Genomic DNA, 18088 nt, shown 5'->3' with positions numbered 1-18088 from the left:
TTATTCCGGGCAAAAGCAAGGGGAATTCCCAAAGGTATAAGTAAGTGTAAAGCCGGTAAATACATACCAGTCGTTGCTGTTTATATTTCCGAATTGCAGTGGCTTGTATTGCTCATTCTTCGGGGTGCTCCCGTCGATATCATCAGCGAAAGTGTAGCGCGCCCCGATTTCAAAACCAAGAATCAGTTTAGGGGTAATATTGCTTTTTACACCCACAACCATCGGTATGGCAAGCGAGTTGCTCTGGTCGTCAACGCGTGTTGTGCCGTTCTGAACATACTGTGAATCATACCTGAAATAACTGATGCCGCCATATATATAAGGAGTCATCTGCCTGCGGAGATCGTGCAGGTCAAATTCAAAAAAATCAAATTCCAGTCCCAATGATAATTCTTTTATGCTGTTATCAAACGAATAACCACGATCATGCCTTCCGGGAACTTTGGAGTTGGCATCATCTGAAGCCAGTTTGGCATACGTAAACGACGCTCTCCAGGAATGTCTCGGGCTGCGGTTCCATTTGTATAAAATACCCAGCGCAGGCTCATTCGGGTTGATGTAATTGGTGGGTCCGACATCGCCTATGAAATTACTGGCACCGGCAAATAGCCCAACTTCGTGGATTTGTGCCTGCATCAGTGAAACCATACAAAAGCAGATAAGCGTCGGAAATAATCTCTTCATTCTTTTCAAAACAGCGTGCAAATATAACAATTATGAGTACTAATCAATCGCTTATGCAGTCAAATCTGACTTTTATTTAGGCCAATAAAGATTAGTCCGGAACGTTTCCGGAAGCCTCTTAAACGAAAAGACGGTGTGTAATCGTATAAACGGTGCGGGAAATTAACTTTTAATTCCGCTTGTCTTCGCCCCAAAGGAGTTTGTTGCGCAGGGTTTTCAGGAAGGTCTCGCCTGGTATCTCGACCATGTTTATGCTGAAAGGGGTTTTTCGGATAATCAGGCTGGACTCATTTTTAACGGATGCAATCCTGGAGTCCAGTGACACCAGATATTGTTCCTCACGCCCGGAAACCTTCAGGCGGATTTCGGTCTTGTCCGGAATTACCAACGGTCGGGCATTGAGGTTGTGTGGTGCTATAGGCGTGATCACAAGGCTTTCAACGTTAGGCGTCAGAATCGGGCCGCCGCAGCTCATGGAATAGCCTGTAGAACCGGTTGGTGTCGCAATGATCAAGCCATCTGCCCAATATGAATTCAGGAATTCACCATCCAGATACGTGTCAATGGTGATCATCGAAGTGGTGTCCTTACGGCTCACCGAAATTTCATTCATTGCAAAATTGATGCTTTCAATATCAGGATTGGCAGGTTCTGATTCAAGGCTTAAGAGTGTCCTTGGCGAAAGCGTGTAATTCCGGTCAATCACGAATTGCATAAAAGTCGAAATGCTTTCTTTCTGAACCATGGCCAGAAAGCCCAGCCTTCCCGCATTGATACCTAAAATAGGTATGCCGGAATCCCGCACCAAAGTCGCAGCGCGTAAAATCGTTCCATCACCACCGATGCTGATCATCATGTCGAAAGAGGAATCTAATTCAGTGTAAGAATTGAAAGTCTTGTAGCTTTTTTTGATAAGTTCTTTCTCATAAAGCATCTTCAGGAACTCCGCCTCAATGACCATTTCCACCTGGTTTTCGTTGAAGAACACGAAAATGTCCCGGATGATCGGCTCAGTGCTGTTTTGGTAATATTGTCCGTAGATGGCGACTTTCATCAATTAGATAACAGGTTAATTAGAAAATTAGAAAACGGAAGTTGCGTGGTCAAATAATAATCTCATTTTCTAATTGATTCATTATCTCATTTATATATTAAGGTATTTGTCCAGATAATCAGAACGCTCCTTCAAACTGTTCAGGTAATTGTCTTCATTATGCTCCGAAATGATTTCGTAATCATAACGCCTGAAAGTCTGGATGATTTCATTGATACTGCCCATCGCAATCTTCACTGTAATCTGTATGGTGTCATTTGTAGATCCTGAGACGAACGTGCCGAGGATTTTGGCGTTATTGCTTTCCACGATCTGCACGACCTGTCCCATCGAATAGTCGAGTATGCCTTTTTCAACAACAATAATGCCGCCCGGATCTTTTAAAAATGGCGTGTCGTTGAAAAATTTGACGATATCGGAAATCTCATAATATCCTGCATATTTGTTTTCTGCATCCAAAACCGGCACCACATCAGTATGGTTTCTCGCAAAAACTTCAAGCACGTCAAACCAGTTTGTGGTCGTGCGTGCAAAAAACACTTCGATGGCATAACGGTAATTCGCCAGGGTTTTTTCCGGCTCGAAGGTCTCCACATCTTCCGCGGAAACACTTCCAATGTAAATGCCTTCTTCAGTAACAGGAAAATGCGAAAAATTCACATCGGCAAAAAAATCCAGCACTTCAGCAATCGTATCTTTACTGTCAATCGGGCGGAAGTCCCGGTTTATAAAATCTGTAATGGTATTCATAGCAAATAAATTCAAGTGCAAATTAATCAAATTTTAGTACAAAACACCTGCTTTAACTTTGTATTTTTGTAAGCCATAACCGCATTTATCATGCCAAAAGTATGACCATGACCAAATTAAGCGTGAATATCAATAAAATCGCGACGCTCCGCAATGCACGCGGTGGCAATGTGCCCGACCTGCTTAAAGTCGCTACAGACATCCAGCGTTTCGGGGCACAGGGCATTACGATCCATCCGCGTCCGGACGAGCGGCACATCCGTTACCAGGATGCGCGTGACCTTAAAGCCATCGTTTACACCGAATACAACATCGAAGGGAATCCCGAGAAAAGCTTCGTCGATTTGGTGCTCGAAGTGAAGCCGGACCAGGTCACTTTGGTTCCCGATGCCGTCGATGCCATTACCTCCGATGCCGGCTGGGACACTATAAAGCACAAAAGTTTCCTGACTGAAATGACACAGGAATTCCAACGCAACGGTATCCGCGTATCAATTTTTACCGATCCTGTCAATAAAATGGTCGAAGGTGCCAAAGCCATCGGAACGGACCGCATTGAATTGTATACCGAAGCCTTTGCGCACCAATACGGTTTGGGCAATAAAGATGCGGTTAAGCCATATTACGAAGCCGCTGTTTTGGCTAATGAACTCGGACTCGGACTTAATGCGGGTCATGATTTAAGTCTCGAAAACATTAAATTTTTTAAGGAAAATATTCCGGGATTATTGGAAGTGTCGATTGGTCACGCACTGATTTCCGAGTCATTGTACCTTGGGCTTGAAAATGTCGTGAATATGTATTTACAGAAGTTAAAATAGTAGGGCGTGCCGGCGGCTTTGATGAGTCACAGTCGCAGTCACGGTTTGAAGTAGCCGCCGTCGGGCTGTCCGCTCTATCTTTTTTAACCCTCCGGGATTAAAAAAGGATGCCGCTTCCATCCCTCACGCAAACCGGAGAAATTTCAAATTCCAGATTCCAAATCCCAATCCATGTTATATTCAAAAACAGAAGGCACCGGCCAACCACTCTTAATCCTCCACGGATTCCTCGGCATGTCCGACAACTGGAAAACCCTTTCCGGGCAATATGCCGCCGAAGGTTTCCAGGTCCATGCCTTAGACATGCGCAACCACGGCCGCAGCCTGCATTCTCAAGACTTTACTTATGCCGCCATGGTGGGCGATATTGCAGAATACATCCGCTTCAATAACCTTGGCGCTGTCGATATCATAGGGCATTCTATGGGTGGGAAAATAGCGATGTTTTATGCCACCCAATATTCGGACAGCGTCCGCAAACTGGTCATTGCCGACATCGCGCCTCGATATTATGCACCGCACCACCAGGACATCATGAAAGCACTAAATTCCGTCGATTTTTCGAAAAAACCGACAAGGCAGGAAGTGGACGATATCCTTGCGCAATACGTTCCTGATTTCGGGACACGGCAATTCCTCATGAAAAGCCTGTATTGGGAACAACCAGGACAATTGGGTTTCCGTTTTAACCTCAGGGCATTCAATGATTCCATTGATGTCATTGGTGAGGCGCTTTCGGCAAATGCCATCTTTACAAAACCCACCTTGTTCCTGAAAGGTGAAAAGTCACATTACATCTGTGATGATGATATGCCGACAATCCGTCATCATTTTCCACAGTCGGAAATTGTTACGATAAAAAATGCGGGTCATTGGCTTCACGCTGAAAACCCAAAAGACTTTTTTGAATCCACCATAAACTTTTTGAGAAAATAAAATGAAATACATCCTCAGGCTATTACTGACTGCCGTTCTGGTATTGCTTTTATCGAATCTGCCCGGCGTGCATGTGCAGGATTTCCGCACCTCGCTTGTCGTGGCTTTTGTATTGTGGCTGCTCAACCTTTTCGTAAAACCGATATTGGTATTGCTGACGCTTCCGGTGACATTATTTACGCTCGGCCTGTTCCTGCTCGTCATCAATGCGCTGATCATTATGCTTTGCTCGAACCTGTTCCAGACCTATCGCCTTGGGAATTTCCATGTGGACGGATTTATGACTGCGTTTATATTCAGTATACTATTATCTGTCTGCCAATCGGTTTTATTCAGGCTTACGGACGAAAAGAAATAGATGGCCATCGATTCCCAAGAAAATATTAAAATTTGTAGGGCTTCCAAAAATGTGCTAATTTTGCGCCCAATTTTATGAACAAAAACATGAAGATCACAAAGAAAAATATTGACGATTTAAATGCCATCGTTACCGTTGAAGTGAGTAAAGACGATTATGCCCCTAAGGTAGATTCGGTTTTGAAAAATTATGCCAAAACCGCTTCGATCCCTGGGTTTCGTAAAGGTGCCGTGCCTATGAGCATGATCAAAAAGCAATATGGAAAAGCGGTTTTGCTTGAAGAAGTCAATAAAATCCTTCAGGAAAACCTGAACAGGTTCCTTCAGGAAGAAAAGCTTGATATCCTTGGAAATCCGCTACCCAAGGCTGACGAAAATTTCAATTGGGATGCTGAAGACTATGCTTTTGATTTTGAGCTGGGACTTACCCCGGCGTTCGACATCGACCTTTCCTCAGCCAAAAACCTGACACAATATAAGATCGTCGCCGACGACAAGATGCTCGACGACCAGATCACAAGGATCCGCAAGCAATACGGGAAACTGATTTCCAAAGACACTGTGGAAGCCGGAGATGACATCGCCGGAACTTTCAATAATACTGAAAAAGGCATCAGCAATCCTGCACAATTTACGCTTGATGTATTTAAAGATAAAAAGCAAGCTGATAAATTCCTCGGAAAAAAAACGGGTGATGTGGTGACGCTGAATACCAAAGGATTGTTTCCTGATGACCATCAATTGATGGACTACCTGAAAGTGTCGCATGACGATGTTCACGGTCTGGATATCGATGTTGATTTCACGATTGAGGAAATCCATACTGCAGAATTGGCAGAGATGAACCAGGAATTGTTCGACAAGCTTTTCGGCGAAGGAAACGTATCTTCGGTGGAAGAAATCAAGGCAAAAATCAAGCAGGATGCCGAAACACAATTCGAATCCCAGGCAAACCAAAAGTTCCTGAATGATGTAACCGAATACCTTTTGAACAATACCAAATTCGAGCTTCCGTCAGCTTTCCTAAAAAAATGGATCCAAACCGTTGGTGAAACGCGCTTGAATGCGGAGCAGGCTGAAGAAGAGTACGCAAAATCTGAAAAAGGCCTGCGTTACCAATTGATTGAAGGAAAAGTAATGTCGCAAAATAACCTGCAGATTACTTTTGAAGAGTTGAAAGATTACACCGCGCAGATGATCCGCAAGCAAATGGCACAGTTCGGTCAAATGGATCCAAGCGATGCCGATGTTGATGGAATTGTAGCGCGTGTATTGTCAAACCAGGAAGAAATCAAGAGGCTTTCCGATCAGGTGATGAGCGAAAAAATGCTGAATCTTTACAAAGAAGTGGTGAAACACGACGTGAAAGAAGTGACTTACGACCAGTTTATCGCTGCTTCGTACGGAGAATAATTGTGATAAAAATGATTATATTTGAGCGTCAGAATGTCAGTTCTGGCGCTTTTTATTATTTTAAAAGTTTTGGAACAGAATTTGTAAGAAACACCGCGTTCCAACGTTTTAGCTTTAAATTTAATCTAATTACAACATAAATTATGAATTACGGAAAAGAATTCAAAAAGTTTGCCACCAAGCACCAGGGTGTAAACGCCATGTATTACGACAAGATTGTCGGCGCGATGACCCCGACCAATATGACCCCATATATTATCGAGGAAAGACAACTGAACATCTCTCAGCTTGATGTGTTTTCAAGGCTGATGATGGACAGGATCATCTTCCTCGGTACAGGAATTGACGACCAGATTGCAAATATTGTGCAGGCACAATTGCTGTTCCTGGAAAGCGCCGATGCATCAAAAGACATTCAGATTTATATCAATTCTCCGGGTGGAAGCGTTTATGCCGGACTCGGAATTTACGATACCATGCAATATATTAAGCCCGATGTAGCTACAATCTGTACTGGAATGGCAGCTTCGATGGGTGCTGTATTGCTTTGCGCCGGTGCTTCCGGAAAACGTTCGGCATTGCCACATTCGCGGGTGATGATTCACCAACCTTCAGGAGGCGCTCAGGGTGTTGCCACAGATATGGAAATCAACCTGCGTGAAATGCTGAAACTGAAAGAAGAATTATACCATATCATCGCGAACCATTCAGGCCAGACTTTTGATAAAGTCCACAAAGACAGTGAGCGCGACTACTGGATGAAAGCTGATGAAGCGAAAGAGTATGGGATGATTGATGAAGTATTGAGGAGAAGCTAAATTTAGTTTGCAGTCGCAGTTTCAGTTTACAGGCTGAAGACTGCGACTGCGACTGTCAACTGAAACAAATGGCAAAAGAAGTATTAGAGTGTTCATTCTGCGGAAGGAAAAAGCCAGAAACTAGCCTGCTGATTGCAGGAATTAATGCCCACATTTGTGACCGATGCATCGAGCAGGCGCATGGCATTGTGATTGAGGAACTTAAATCGGCGGGTGGTGCAAAACTCATCGGCGATTTGATTCTTAAGAAACCAAAGGAAATCCGTGCCTTCCTTGATCAATACGTGATAGGGCAGGACCAGACCAAAAAAGTCATGTCGGTTGCCGTGTACAATCATTATAAAAGGTTGATGCAGCAGAAACAGGACGATGATGTCGAGATCGAAAAAAGCAACATCATAATGGTCGGGCAAACCGGAACCGGAAAAACACTGGTTGCAAAAACCATCGCCAAAATGCTTGATGTCCCATTGGCTATCGTCGATGCGACGGTATTGACTGAGGCAGGCTACGTTGGTGAAGATGTTGAGAGTATCCTTACCCGTTTGTTGCAGGCGGCCGATTACGATGTTACAAAAGCTGAACGCGGCATCGTGTTCATTGACGAGATCGATAAGATTGCGCGTAAAAGCGACAATCCATCCATCACCCGTGATGTTTCCGGGGAAGGCGTGCAGCAGGCATTGCTGAAACTCCTTGAAGGAACGGTCGTAAATGTGCCGCCGAAAGGAGGCAGGAAGCATCCCGACCAGAAATTCGTTGAAGTCAATACACAGAATATCCTGTTTATTGCCGGAGGTGCCTTTGATGGCATCGATCGCATCATTTCCAAAAGGATGAATCGACAGGCTGTAGGTTACAGTACTTCGAAGAATTCTGATAATATCGACAAGGACAATTTACTGCAATACATTATCCCGAAAGATATCAAGGATTTCGGGCTGATCCCTGAAATTATCGGAAGGCTACCGGTATTGACACATATGGACCCATTGGACAGGGAAACGTTGCGTGCAATCCTGACCGAACCGAAAAATGCGTTGATCAAACAGTATAAAAAACTGTTTTTAATGGATGAAGTCGAATTTACGATTACTGATGAAGCTTTGGATTTTATTGTCGATAAAGCTTTGGAGTATAAACTTGGCGCGCGCGGATTGCGTTCCTTATGCGAAGCGATTTTGACCGACTCGATGTATGACCTTCCGGGATCTGATGATAAGCATCTTGAAATCGATATGGATTATGCCAAGGAAACCTTGAATAAGAATCTTTTAAAGCGACTTGAAATAGCGTCTTAAATTCTTTAAGCGTAAAATTAAAACTCCCGCCGGAAACATTTTCTGACGGGAGTTTTTTCTATATAAATCAAACCTATTTCAGCATGCCGCCGCCCTGATTGCTTTTATCCACGTTAATATCGGTGTTTTCCTTCTGCAGTTTCTGATTCCCGAAATTCCAGGTCAGTGAAATGCGGAACGTACGTGAATCCTGCTTTTCATAAAAATGCGTATTCACGTTATTGCCTTTTACAAAAGCGTTGACTTCATTCGCATTGAAAACATCAAAACAATGCAACCCCACTTTCAGCTTTTTATCCATGAAATCCTTGTTGAACGAAATATCGAATTGCTGTATCGGTTTGTCTATCCGGTAAATCTCATAAATCCCTTTTGGCAGGATAAAATAGTTCATATTGTTGGTGATGCCCCAGGGTAAAAGGATTTGTGATTGGGCACCGTAGGTCATCAATCCATGGTTACGGAAGCCGCTGCTGTAGCCTTTGGTCATCATTTTTCCGTAATTGAGATTCACGAAAATGTAATTCATTTTATCAATTGTGCTCATCCGTTTTGTAAACTCTTCTTTGCCTTTAAAGAAATAATCCAGCGGAATCGGGAAGTTCACATAAGCATTAAAAATCTCCGTTTTTGCAATTGAAATGAATTCGCGGTTGCTTACCAGTTCGTTGTCCTTTGCCGAAATGATAAACTGCGTATTGTCGCGGATGTCCATGTAATTGGTCCCAAGCTGTACATAATCAAAAGCCGTAAACTTCAACTCATAATTGTTGAAGAAAATCGGAGCCAGTGTGGCATTTCCTTCCGAAGTATTGTATTTGTTGTAAATATTGCTGCTATTCGGGTCGATCATAAAATATCCAGGTTGCGAAATCCGGCGGCTGTACGACGACGTAATGTTCATATTGTCATTCAGAGAATACATCAAAGTCACGCTCGGGAAGAAATTCGTGTTGTTGAATTCAATCTTGTCCGCTATCGTGCTCGCCGCCCTTTCCACACGGTAATCCTCGAAACGCAATCCGGCGGTAAAATTGAATTTTTTGTATTTTTTCCGGACTTCTCCATAAAATGCGAGGTTGTTTTCCTTGTAATCAAAATCGATCAGCGAGGCAAAATTACCGGACCCGAAAATATCATCGGTTGGGCTTTCAAAATTATAACGCCCCAGGTCACTGACTTTTACCATATTGTATTTCCCGCCCGTGCTTACCGAAAAATCATTTTTGAATGGAAAAGTGAAGTCGTATTTCAGGTAATAATTGTCAATCCTGAAATCGGCGTCGCTGTTGTTGAAACTGCCCGTTCCATTGTCAATCGCCATCGCTTTACGCCCACGGTCCTGGCGAAGCAGGTTGCTGTAGGCTGTCACATCAAGTGTTGTGCCGATGGTGTCAAGTTTGAGCTTATATTGCAAGCTCAGCTCATTGTTGCTGTTCTTGGTTCTGGCAATGCCGTTGTTGGTGAAGTCGATGTCTTCCGCCAAAGTTGATTGCGTCTCCACGAAACGGTCATTCCCGAGGTTCAGGTTGTAGTTGAACAACAGGTTTGATTTCTCGTCGATCTTATAATTGGTTCCGGTTCTCCAGTAAAAATTACGGAAAGTGCTTACGGCTTTATTGTCATTATCCAGGATCTTAGCAGGATTAAACGAAGTGAATTCCGTTAAAGTCCTGTTGCGGTTCTCGCCTTCAATGTAGTTGTACCCGATCATCGTCTGCCAGCTTAAATCACCCTGTTTGCCATTCAGGAGCACTTGCGGACTTGGCTTTTGGTATTTGTTGAAGTTGTAATTGATGTTGAAACTGGCGTTAATGCCTTTCATTTTTTTGGACGAAGTGACAATGTTGATGATGGAGCCGCTGGAATTGGCGTCATAAGCTGCGCCGGGATTGTAAATGAGCTCCACTTTTTCAATCGCATTGGCGGGTAATGTAGCCAGATAATTTTCCAGATCAGTGCCGGTCAGTATACTCGGCACACCGTCAATGTAAATTTTTACGCCCTTACCGTTCAGCGATAAATTCCCGCCCGGGCCTTTCACCACTCCGGGGAGCCTCCTCACAGCGTCAAGGCTGCTGCCGCTGTTGAGCATGCCGTTTTCGCGTACGCGTACTGTGGTTTTATCGGATTCGATTTTTACGAATTGCTTACGGCTTCCGAAAACGGTAACTTCACTCAGGGTATTGGTTTTTTGGCTTAAGGAAACGTCAATGGTAATGGTTTTTGTTTGTTCCGTCACTTCAAAAGTCGTTTTCTTTGTTTCAAAAGCGACTCCGGAAACGGTCACATAATACATCCCGCTGGATAAGGCTACAGAAGTCGAGAAGTTGCAGCCCGTGGTTTCATACAAACCGACCTGTTCTGTAGTACCATTCCCGGTGCGTTCAATGAGGATGTTTCTCTGGTTGGTGTCCGATTCGCAGGAAACAAAATCAGAAGGACATTTGATGTCAATTGCGACCGGGCGTTGCTGGGCAGATGCAAAAATGCCCGTAAGCAGCACGAGTGCTGTAAAGATTGATGATTTCATGGGTTATTGATTGATGATGGTGTAGTAGACACCATTGTGAGTATTTTGTTACAGTTTCATCCGAATAAATCAAAAAAAATCCCGCCGAAGCAGGATTGATTATTTTAAACTAATGGTTTTTGATTTGGATTATCGGCCTTTCGGGTTTTTTCCTTGTCCGTTTTCACATAGCGTTTACAGCAACTCCAACTGCTGCTGGCGCAGGAAGCGAGCAATAGTCCGGAAGCCAATAATAGGAAGGCGGTTCTTTTTTTCATAGTATTTTATTTTCCAAATGGTAATGCAAATACCGTGCCAGTCAGAGGGTTAAGTCTGAAGTTGCATCAGTTGTTCTACATAATGCCGCTCATTGGAGAGCCGTGGAATCTTGTGCTGGCCGCCCAGTTTATCCTGATGTTTGAGCCAGTCATAGAAGAGGTTTTCGCGTGCAATATTCACAACAGGTTCCTTTAGGGTCATATTATTGAAGCGCTTGGCTTCATAATCGGAGTTCAGCGATTGCAGCGTTTCGTCAAGGACTTTGTTGAAGAGTGTCATATCGTCAGGCTGCTGGCGGAATTCAATAATCCATTCGTGTGCACCTTTTTCCTTGCCGTTCATAAAAACCGGTGCTACTGTGTAATCGATGACTTCGGTTCGCGTAATCTGGCAGGCTTTTGCAATGGCATTGTCTGAATTTTCGATAATCAGTTCTTCTCCAAAGACATTGATATGGTGCTTTGTGCGGCCCGTGACCCTGATACGGAATGGATTCAATGAAGTGAAGCGTACGGTATCACCAATCTGGTAACGCCACAATCCCGAATTCGTCGTGATGATAATGGCGTAATTCTTATCCAGTTCTACATCCGACAAACGGATGATTTTTTGCTCCGGCGTGCCGTACGTTTCCATCGGGATGAATTCATAAAAGATGCCATAATCGAGCATCAGCAACAAATCATTGGAGTAATTCAGGTCCTGAATCGCAAAAAATCCTTCGGAGGCATTGTAGATTTCATAATACTGGAAATCTGTCTTGGGGATGATTTTCTTGTATTGGTCCCTGTACGGATCAAAACTCACGCCGCCGTGGAAATACACTTCCGCATTCGGCCATATTTCCGAAAGGTTGTCCCTGCCGGTTTCTTCAAGCATTTTGTTTAACAGTACCAGCATCCATGACGGAACGCCTGCAAAACTCGTTACGTTTTCCATGCGGGTTTCATTGACAATGGCTTTCAGCTTGATTTCCCAATCGCTCATCAATGACACGCGATTGCTGGGCGTGCTGCTGAATTCGGCCCACATCGGCATATTTTCTATCAAAATAGCCGACAAATCCCCGAAAAACGTATTGTTATCCTCATACAATTGCTTGCTGCCGCCAAGCCTCAAGCTTTTGCCGGTAAACAATTGAGAGTCTTCGTTGTTGTTTAAATACAGGCAAAGCAAATCTTTCGCTGCCTTATAATGGCAGTTTTCCAAAGCTTCGCCGCTCACCGGAATAAATTTGCTCTTGGCATTGGTGGTACCGCTCGATTTTGCAAACCATTTGATTGGGGTATTCCAGAAGATATTCTGCCCGCCCTTGCGCGTCTGCTCGATCATCGGTTCCAGATCTTCGTAAGTGGCCACAGGAATCCGCTCGCTAAAAGCCTGATAGGAGCGTATGGATTCAAAATCATAGCTTTTTCCCACAACGGTATTCTCGGCGCTGCGCACGAGATTCATCAGGAGTTCTTCCTGTACCTCGTTCGGATATTTAATGAACAATTCAATCTGATGAATCCGTTTCTTAAGTATCCAGGACGCAACCGAATTGATAATTGGTATGGGCATAATTGAATTATGAATTATGAATTAAGAATTTGGATAGATTGAGTCCAAAATCATAACTTTACATCGCAATCAAAAATAGCGAAAATAATTAAATCTGAGCGTCGAAATTCCAAACTCAGTAATCGCAACCACAATCCATAATTTATAATTCCCAATGAACTATCAGGGTGTCCTTACAAAAATGCAAACTGAATTCGGTAACCCGATCCAATATTACCTCGTGTTTGCAGACGATTTCCTGCACATGAACCAATTGCTGGGCAAGGATATGGAAATCACTTTTTCCGGACACCAATGCCTCAATTGCAGCAAAAGCAAGAAGATTTATCGCCAGGGTTTCTGTTACGATTGTTTTTATTCAAGTCCTGCGGTAGGGGATTGGATTATGAAACCGGAGCTCAGTACCGCGCATTTAGGCATTGCAGACCGTGATCTGGATTATGAAACGCGGGTGCAGCTGCAACCGCATATCGTGTATCTGGCTTTGTCAAGTGAGGTGAAAGTGGGTGTCACCCGAAAAACCCAGGTGCCTACACGCTGGATCGACCAGGGCGCAGAAAAAGCATTGGCCATTGTCGAAGTACCGAACCGTTATCTCGCAGGGATTACTGAAGTCGCGCTGAAACAGCATTTTTCTGATAAAACCAATTGGCGCAAAATGCTTACGAACGAAATCGTATCCTTGGACCTGCTGTCACACCGGCATGAGATTTTAGACAAATTACCTGGCGAAGTCCGTGAATATTTTGATATCGATAAAGCCGATTTATATGAACTGCAATATCCGGTGCTGGAATATCCGAAGAAAATCAACAGTCTGAATCTTGATAAGGAAGCTTCCTATAAAGGTAAATTAATGGGGATTAAAGGCCAATACCTGATTTTCCAGGATGGCACCGTATTCAATATACGTGGTTTTGAAGGGTATAAGGTTACGATTGAAGTATAAAAAAAGCCCTCTGTAAAAGGGCTTTTCTGTTATTCTTTTTTCTCTTCCGTTTTCTTCTTCTTATTAAAAAGGCCGTTGAGGAGGTCTTTGGCTTTTGTTTTCACTTCAGTTTTCACTTCCTCTTTGGTTGTCGGGGTGGTTTTTGTGGTGTCTTTCTTGCCGCCAATCAGGTTTCCGAGCGCTTTCGTACCTTGATTAATCAGCTTGTCTTTTTGTTGTTTTACCAATTGTGATGCCAGATTCGTCACCGCCTGTTTCATATCGGTAGTCACTTTAGGGTTTTTGAAAGTTCCGGTAATCGCAGCCTTGATGGGAATATTATCTACTTTGGCAGCATCGGCCGGAGACAGTTGCGCAAGGAGTTTATTGGCTTCAGCACCCAGGTATTTGGCAGGCACATCAAAACCCACGTTGTAGGTCAGCGATTGATCGAATCCATGTTGCCCCTGCAGATTCACTTTAATATCCTGATATTTCAGTTCAATTGGCTTCAGGCTCACTTTACCATCCTTAAACGTAAGGTACGCCTTTAAATCATTGAAATTGATTTTCTTAAGGTCGATGAATTTGACATTGTTGCTCAAGGTATTCAGCAATTCAGAATTGCTCGCGTTCACAGTTGTCGAAAGGAATTGCCCGAACAAATCCCCAGACAGTGACTTCAAATCAGGGGTCATTTCCTTCGCATCCAGTTTTCCCGAAAGCTTTATTGTAGAGTTCAGTTTCCCGTTGATTACCCCTGCAATAGGCGCAATGTTCTTCATCATGTCCAATTGCGTGAATGTCTGCTGTATGTCCACTTTATTTAAGCCGAGGCTCATGTTAAAAACCGGCACTTTTTCTTTGGTAGAAATGTCTCCGTTCATGGCAATCATTCCGCCGAAAACATTTGTTTTCAGGTTGTCCAAAGTGACTTTCTGGTCTTTGATGATGACTTTTCCGGTCATGTCCTTCAACACCAGATTGTCATAAAGCACGGTATTCATTTTTGCAGAAAGGGTACAGTTCAGGAACGCCGGGATCTTAATGGCTTCCTGCGCCGGCGCGGTTGTTTTGGTATTTGCCTCTTCTGTGGTCATGAAGTCCGATACCGCAAACTGGTTTGAGCTCAGGTTGAAATTCCCTTTCAGTTCCTGGTTTTTGAACATGTATCCGTAGAAATTATCCAAAGTACCATTGACGCTCAAATCGGTTTTGCCCGTTTTTGCATTGAACTGCTGCAGGTTCACCCGGCTTGGGTTGAAAGCCACCACAGCCTGGCTGATGTCAAGCGCTTTTCCTTTTTCATCCGTGTATCGGAAACCGGAAAGGCTCACTGTTCCTTCATTTTTGATGTTTTGGTACTGGCTCGTTTCCACAGATTTCATGTCGAATTTCGTCTTTACATCAGCCTTTAATATGCCCGACAGCGGTTTTTCGAGCTTAATAGGATATGCTTTTGAAAGATTTGCCAGATTCACGGTTCCTTTCACAGCCGCATCAATCATTGGATTTACGGTGACATTTTTGATATTCGCATGCGCATCAAATACATCCTGGTCAATGCGGAAAGCGAGTTTGTCAAGGTTGACGTAGGTGTCGTTCATCAGCCCGGTTTCATTAATCACCTTCATGTCGATTATGATATCCTGTACTGATTTGGGTAAGTTTGGATATTTAAAGGAAGCATTGTCTGATGCCATTTCGATGTTGAATTTCGGAACGGTAGTATCTGTCAGCATGCCTTTTGCAAAACCTTTTACGCTGAAAGTTCCTGTTGTTTTTACATTTTCCAGGCTGCCGGAATAGGCGGAAGGAATCAATCCGAGGAAATTCTGGAAATCCGAAGTAGGCGTTTTGAACGTCAGGTCATATTCCTGCCCTTCGTCGGCCAGGCGCAGGAACCCGTCAAATTCCAACGGCAGTTTGTTGATCAGTGCCTTGTTGTTCTTGAACGTATATTTGCTTTGTGCCATATCGATGCCCAAAACAGCATCCAGTGACAAGGCAACATTTTTCATATAATTGACCTTATCCATATCCAAAGATACTTTCGCTTTCGAGGTCGTGGTCAGGTCCAGCTTATCGTTTGTAAAATCCCCGGTGCCTTTATGGTCGAGGCTGTCGATAATCATTTTTATTTTAGAACGCTCGTCGTAATATGTAAAGCGTAAATTTTTCACTTCATATTGCTTAATCTTCAGCGAAAGTGGATCGCTTTTGGACTTGTCCTGCGCTGCTTCGTCCCTTAAGGCGATGTCGAAATTCCCCACGCCGTCTTTGTTGAATAAAATATTAACGATGCCGTTTTCGGTTGAAATGGCTTCAATATTCATTGGCTCGTCCTTGCCTTTAAACAATTCCTTTATTGACATTTCCAGGCTGAGTTCTCCCATAGATACCAACGTGTCGCCTTCAAAAGGTGCTTTATTCAGGATCAGTAGTTTTTCAACAGATACCGTGGCTTCAGGAAAATTCCGGAACAGGCTCAGGTCGGCATCTGCAAATGAGACTTTGGCATCGACTTTTTTGTTGATCGCTTCAGCAATCTTGGCCTTGATCTGGTCTTCAAAAAGGTATGGGATCGCAAACAGCGCTGCAATCAGTAGCAGTAAAATGATACCGGTAATCTTCAGGATTTTCTTAAGCATGGAGCGAAATTTAAAAAGTGAGAGAATGTTCTCTTACAAAAATAGGATAAGTATCCAATATCTGATTTAATCTTTTCATAAAAAAAATCCGCCTTGTGAGCGGATTATTTTATAATTAATGGATTTCCATTTCAAACGGCATCAGCGCCTGTATACCTTTGCGGCTGTTGGCCTGTTTTACCTGTTGTAGTAATTCGTAATTTTCCACACCCAGCTCTTCCTTAATCAGGCTTTCTTTTGTTTTGGCAAAAGGGAAGCCCGAAAGCAGGTCGCCCAGTTTCTTGTCGTATTCAGGAAAATTCTCGGTACGGTAATTCTTCAGTTTTGCCAGTTTTGCAGCGGCTTTCAGCGCATCGTCCATACCGCCGATTTTATCCACCAACCCAATTTTGATTGCCTCGGCACCAGACCAGACACGGCCCTGGCCGATGGCATCCACTTGTGCAAAACTCATTTTCCTTCCTGTAGCCACTCGGGTTACGAAGGTGTTGTAAATGCGTTCCACCCCTTCCAGGGTTTGTGCTCTCATATCGTCGCTGAGCGGTCGGAACGGACTGTATTCTGCGGAATTCTTGTGTGTACTCACCACTTCAGTGTTAATACCCACTTTTCCTGCAAGCCCGGTAAAGTTCGGCAACATCCCGAACACGCCTATAGAACCTGTAATGGTACTTTCTTCGGCGAAGATTTCGTTCGCATTACACGCAATATAATATCCACCTGAGGCTGCATAATTACCCATCGACACCACAACCGGCTTGGTTTTTTTGGTGATTTCAATTTCCCTCCAGATCAGTTCTGAAGTCATGGCACTTCCGCCCGGGCTGTCGATACGCAGCACGATAGCCTTGATATTTTTGTCTTCACGGGCTTTTTGCAGGGCGCGCCTCATCGAGCCTTCGCCGATATAATCAACATCGCCTTCCCCGCCTTTGATCTCCCCCTGAGCATAAATGATTGCAATCTTATCCGAACCGTCACCGAATGCCGCGATAGTATTTGTTTTCTTGGCATAATCGGCGATGTCAACGCTGTTGTAATCTTTGTCTTTTTTAACTTTTAAAGCTTTGCGGATGCCGGCTTCATATTGATCCTGGTACCCCAGCTTGTCAATCAGTCCCGAAGTTTTTGCCATTTCCGGAGTGCGTGCCAGCAATCCGTCAGCGATAGCATTGAGGCGGTCTACGGGGATGTTCCGGCTTTTCGAGATGTCATTTACGACACCATTCCAAAGTGAATTCAGCAAGGCAGTAAGTTGTTCTCTATTGGCATCGCTCATTTTATTGTCAAGGAATGGCTCCACCGCACTTTTGTATTTTCCATGGCGGATGACTTCCATCTTAATCCCGGTCTTATCCTGGAAATCCTTGAAGAACATCAACTCTGTCGATAGCCCCTTGAATTCCATGTCGCCGGTCGGGTTCAGGTACAGGGTGTCGGCCACCGAATTGAGGTAATAGTCCCTTTGGGAATACGCATCTGCATAAGAAACGATGAATTTTCCTGATTTTTTGAAATCATTCAGGGCATCGCGAACGGCTTTTATCTGAGCCATTCCTAGTGCACCGTTGTTATTAAGGATCGAAATTCCTTTGATTTTGTCGTCTGTTTTTGCTTCAGTAATGGCTTTTATAACGTCAGTGACTCCAACGGAAGCATTTTCTGAAAACATCGTGACCCATGGGTCTGAGAATTTGCCGGCATAATCATGGCTGATGGTACTGAGGTCGAGATTGATGACCGAGTTGTCCTTTACGCGGACTTCATCAGCACTGCTGCTGCCCACGATAATGCCTATAATCAGCACGAAAAAAAAGGACAGTACGCAGAAAATAAAGAGCCCTACAATAGTGGCGAGGACGTTTGATAAAAATTTCATGGGATTTTACTTTTTTGCATTAGTAACGATTGTGTTGGATTTGTTACAGGATTAGTCGAAAGTCAAAAGTCGGGCATAGGAACAGATTTATTTTAAATCACTTTGGTTTGACGATGTAAGTTAACAACTTTTTGTTTCCTTT

General features: G+C 43.8%; 15 protein-coding genes. 7 read left to right on the top strand and 8 right to left on the bottom strand.

Annotated elements, in window-relative coordinates:
* From porG to HYN49_RS01820, 3 genes are all read right to left on the bottom strand, one after another.
* Complete coding sequence (porG, locus tag HYN49_RS01830; protein ID WP_108902526.1) at positions 1-684, bottom strand: type IX secretion system protein PorG; 684 nt, start codon at positions 682-684, stop codon at positions 1-3.
* Between the two features lie 169 nt (positions 685-853).
* Positions 854-1738, bottom strand: coding sequence for an NAD kinase (locus HYN49_RS01825; RefSeq protein ID WP_108902525.1), 885 nt, complete (start codon positions 1736-1738; stop codon positions 854-856).
* Positions 1739-1828: 90 nt separating this feature from the next.
* On the bottom strand, positions 1829-2488 hold the full coding sequence (locus HYN49_RS01820) for a CBS domain-containing protein (RefSeq protein WP_108902524.1): 660 nt from the start codon (positions 2486-2488) through the stop codon (positions 1829-1831).
* Between the two features lie 107 nt (positions 2489-2595).
* Between HYN49_RS01820 and HYN49_RS01815 the strand changes: the two genes are divergently transcribed.
* The 6 genes from HYN49_RS01815 (at position 2596) to clpX (ending at position 8134) form a co-directional block, all read left to right on the top strand.
* Positions 2596-3309: a pyridoxine 5'-phosphate synthase gene (locus tag HYN49_RS01815; protein ID WP_108904912.1), complete on the top strand. Its 714-nt coding sequence runs from the start codon at positions 2596-2598 to the stop codon at positions 3307-3309.
* Between the two features lie 171 nt (positions 3310-3480).
* Positions 3481-4245 carry an alpha/beta fold hydrolase gene (locus HYN49_RS01810; protein ID WP_108902523.1) on the top strand — a complete coding sequence of 255 codons (765 nt, stop codon included), beginning with the start codon at positions 3481-3483 and terminating at the stop codon, positions 4243-4245.
* A gap of 1 nt (position 4246) precedes the next feature.
* Positions 4247-4603 (top strand): phage holin family protein, encoded by a 357-nt coding sequence (locus HYN49_RS01805; RefSeq protein WP_108902522.1) that lies wholly within the window; start codon positions 4247-4249, stop codon positions 4601-4603.
* A gap of 86 nt (positions 4604-4689) precedes the next feature.
* Positions 4690-6015: a trigger factor gene (gene tig / locus HYN49_RS01800; RefSeq protein ID WP_108904911.1), complete on the top strand. Its 1326-nt coding sequence runs from the start codon at positions 4690-4692 to the stop codon at positions 6013-6015.
* A gap of 143 nt (positions 6016-6158) precedes the next feature.
* Positions 6159-6833 carry an ATP-dependent Clp endopeptidase proteolytic subunit ClpP gene (gene clpP, locus HYN49_RS01795; RefSeq protein ID WP_108902521.1) on the top strand — a complete coding sequence of 225 codons (675 nt, stop codon included), beginning with the start codon at positions 6159-6161 and terminating at the stop codon, positions 6831-6833.
* Between the two features lie 68 nt (positions 6834-6901).
* The gene (gene clpX, locus HYN49_RS01790) at positions 6902-8134 is read left to right on the top strand and encodes an ATP-dependent Clp protease ATP-binding subunit ClpX (protein WP_108902520.1); all 1233 of its coding nucleotides are present in this window, start codon (positions 6902-6904) and stop codon (positions 8132-8134) included.
* A 73-nt stretch (positions 8135-8207) separates the two neighbouring features.
* On the opposite strand, the gene HYN49_RS01785 is transcribed toward clpX, so the two are convergent.
* The 3 genes from HYN49_RS01785 to HYN49_RS01780 form a co-directional block, all read right to left on the bottom strand.
* Positions 8208-10667, bottom strand: coding sequence for a TonB-dependent receptor domain-containing protein (locus HYN49_RS01785; protein WP_108902519.1), 2460 nt, complete (start codon positions 10665-10667; stop codon positions 8208-8210).
* 104 nt (positions 10668-10771) lie between these two features.
* A complete protein-coding gene (locus HYN49_RS15135) occupies positions 10772-10924 on the bottom strand; it encodes a hypothetical protein (RefSeq protein WP_181368991.1) in 153 nt (50 codons plus the stop codon).
* 49 nt (positions 10925-10973) lie between these two features.
* The gene (locus HYN49_RS01780; protein ID WP_108902518.1) at positions 10974-12488 is read right to left on the bottom strand and encodes a GH3 auxin-responsive promoter family protein; all 1515 of its coding nucleotides are present in this window, start codon (positions 12486-12488) and stop codon (positions 10974-10976) included.
* A 154-nt stretch (positions 12489-12642) separates the two neighbouring features.
* Between HYN49_RS01780 and HYN49_RS01775 the strand changes: the two genes are divergently transcribed.
* Complete coding sequence (locus HYN49_RS01775) at positions 12643-13437, top strand: DUF2797 domain-containing protein (protein ID WP_108902517.1); 795 nt, start codon at positions 12643-12645, stop codon at positions 13435-13437.
* A gap of 29 nt (positions 13438-13466) precedes the next feature.
* On the opposite strand, the gene HYN49_RS01770 is transcribed toward HYN49_RS01775, so the two are convergent.
* Positions 13467-16067, bottom strand: a complete 2601-nt coding sequence (locus HYN49_RS01770; protein WP_108902516.1) for an AsmA-like C-terminal region-containing protein — start codon at positions 16065-16067, stop codon at positions 13467-13469.
* Positions 16068-16182: 115 nt separating this feature from the next.
* Positions 16183-17946 (bottom strand): signal peptide peptidase SppA, encoded by a 1764-nt coding sequence (sppA, locus tag HYN49_RS01765; RefSeq protein ID WP_108902515.1) that lies wholly within the window; start codon positions 17944-17946, stop codon positions 16183-16185.
* Between the last annotated feature and the right edge of the window lie 142 nt (positions 17947-18088).

Origin of the sequence: Flavobacterium pallidum (assembly GCF_003097535.1) — a bacterium.
GTDB classification, from domain to species: Bacteria; Bacteroidota; Bacteroidia; order Flavobacteriales; family Flavobacteriaceae; genus Flavobacterium; species Flavobacterium pallidum.
This window is presented reverse-complemented; position numbering and strand designations above follow the sequence as displayed.

Excerpts from the sequence above, each read along its gene's own strand:
- tig (WP_108904911.1), top strand. The coding sequence starts at position 4,690 with ATGAAGATCACAAAGAAAAATATTGACGATTTAAATGCCATCGTTACC.
- porG (WP_108902526.1), bottom strand. The coding sequence starts at position 684 with ATGAAGAGATTATTTCCGACGCTTATCTGCTTTTGTATGGTTTCACTG.
- HYN49_RS01780 (WP_108902518.1), bottom strand. The coding sequence starts at position 12,488 with ATGCCCATACCAATTATCAATTCGGTTGCGTCCTGGATACTTAAGAAA.
- HYN49_RS15135 (WP_181368991.1), bottom strand. The coding sequence starts at position 10,924 with ATGAAAAAAAGAACCGCCTTCCTATTATTGGCTTCCGGACTATTGCTC.
- HYN49_RS01805 (WP_108902522.1), top strand. The coding sequence starts at position 4,247 with ATGAAATACATCCTCAGGCTATTACTGACTGCCGTTCTGGTATTGCTT.
- HYN49_RS01785 (WP_108902519.1), bottom strand. The coding sequence starts at position 10,667 with ATGAAATCATCAATCTTTACAGCACTCGTGCTGCTTACGGGCATTTTT.
- HYN49_RS01775 (WP_108902517.1), top strand. The coding sequence starts at position 12,643 with ATGAACTATCAGGGTGTCCTTACAAAAATGCAAACTGAATTCGGTAAC.
- HYN49_RS01815 (WP_108904912.1), top strand. The coding sequence starts at position 2,596 with ATGACCAAATTAAGCGTGAATATCAATAAAATCGCGACGCTCCGCAAT.
- HYN49_RS01825 (WP_108902525.1), bottom strand. The coding sequence starts at position 1,738 with ATGAAAGTCGCCATCTACGGACAATATTACCAAAACAGCACTGAGCCG.
- HYN49_RS01770 (WP_108902516.1), bottom strand. The coding sequence starts at position 16,067 with ATGCTTAAGAAAATCCTGAAGATTACCGGTATCATTTTACTGCTACTG.
- clpP (WP_108902521.1), top strand. The coding sequence starts at position 6,159 with ATGAATTACGGAAAAGAATTCAAAAAGTTTGCCACCAAGCACCAGGGT.
- sppA (WP_108902515.1), bottom strand. The coding sequence starts at position 17,946 with ATGAAATTTTTATCAAACGTCCTCGCCACTATTGTAGGGCTCTTTATT.
- HYN49_RS01810 (WP_108902523.1), top strand. The coding sequence starts at position 3,481 with ATGTTATATTCAAAAACAGAAGGCACCGGCCAACCACTCTTAATCCTC.
- clpX (WP_108902520.1), top strand. The coding sequence starts at position 6,902 with ATGGCAAAAGAAGTATTAGAGTGTTCATTCTGCGGAAGGAAAAAGCCA.
- HYN49_RS01820 (WP_108902524.1), bottom strand. The coding sequence starts at position 2,488 with ATGAATACCATTACAGATTTTATAAACCGGGACTTCCGCCCGATTGAC.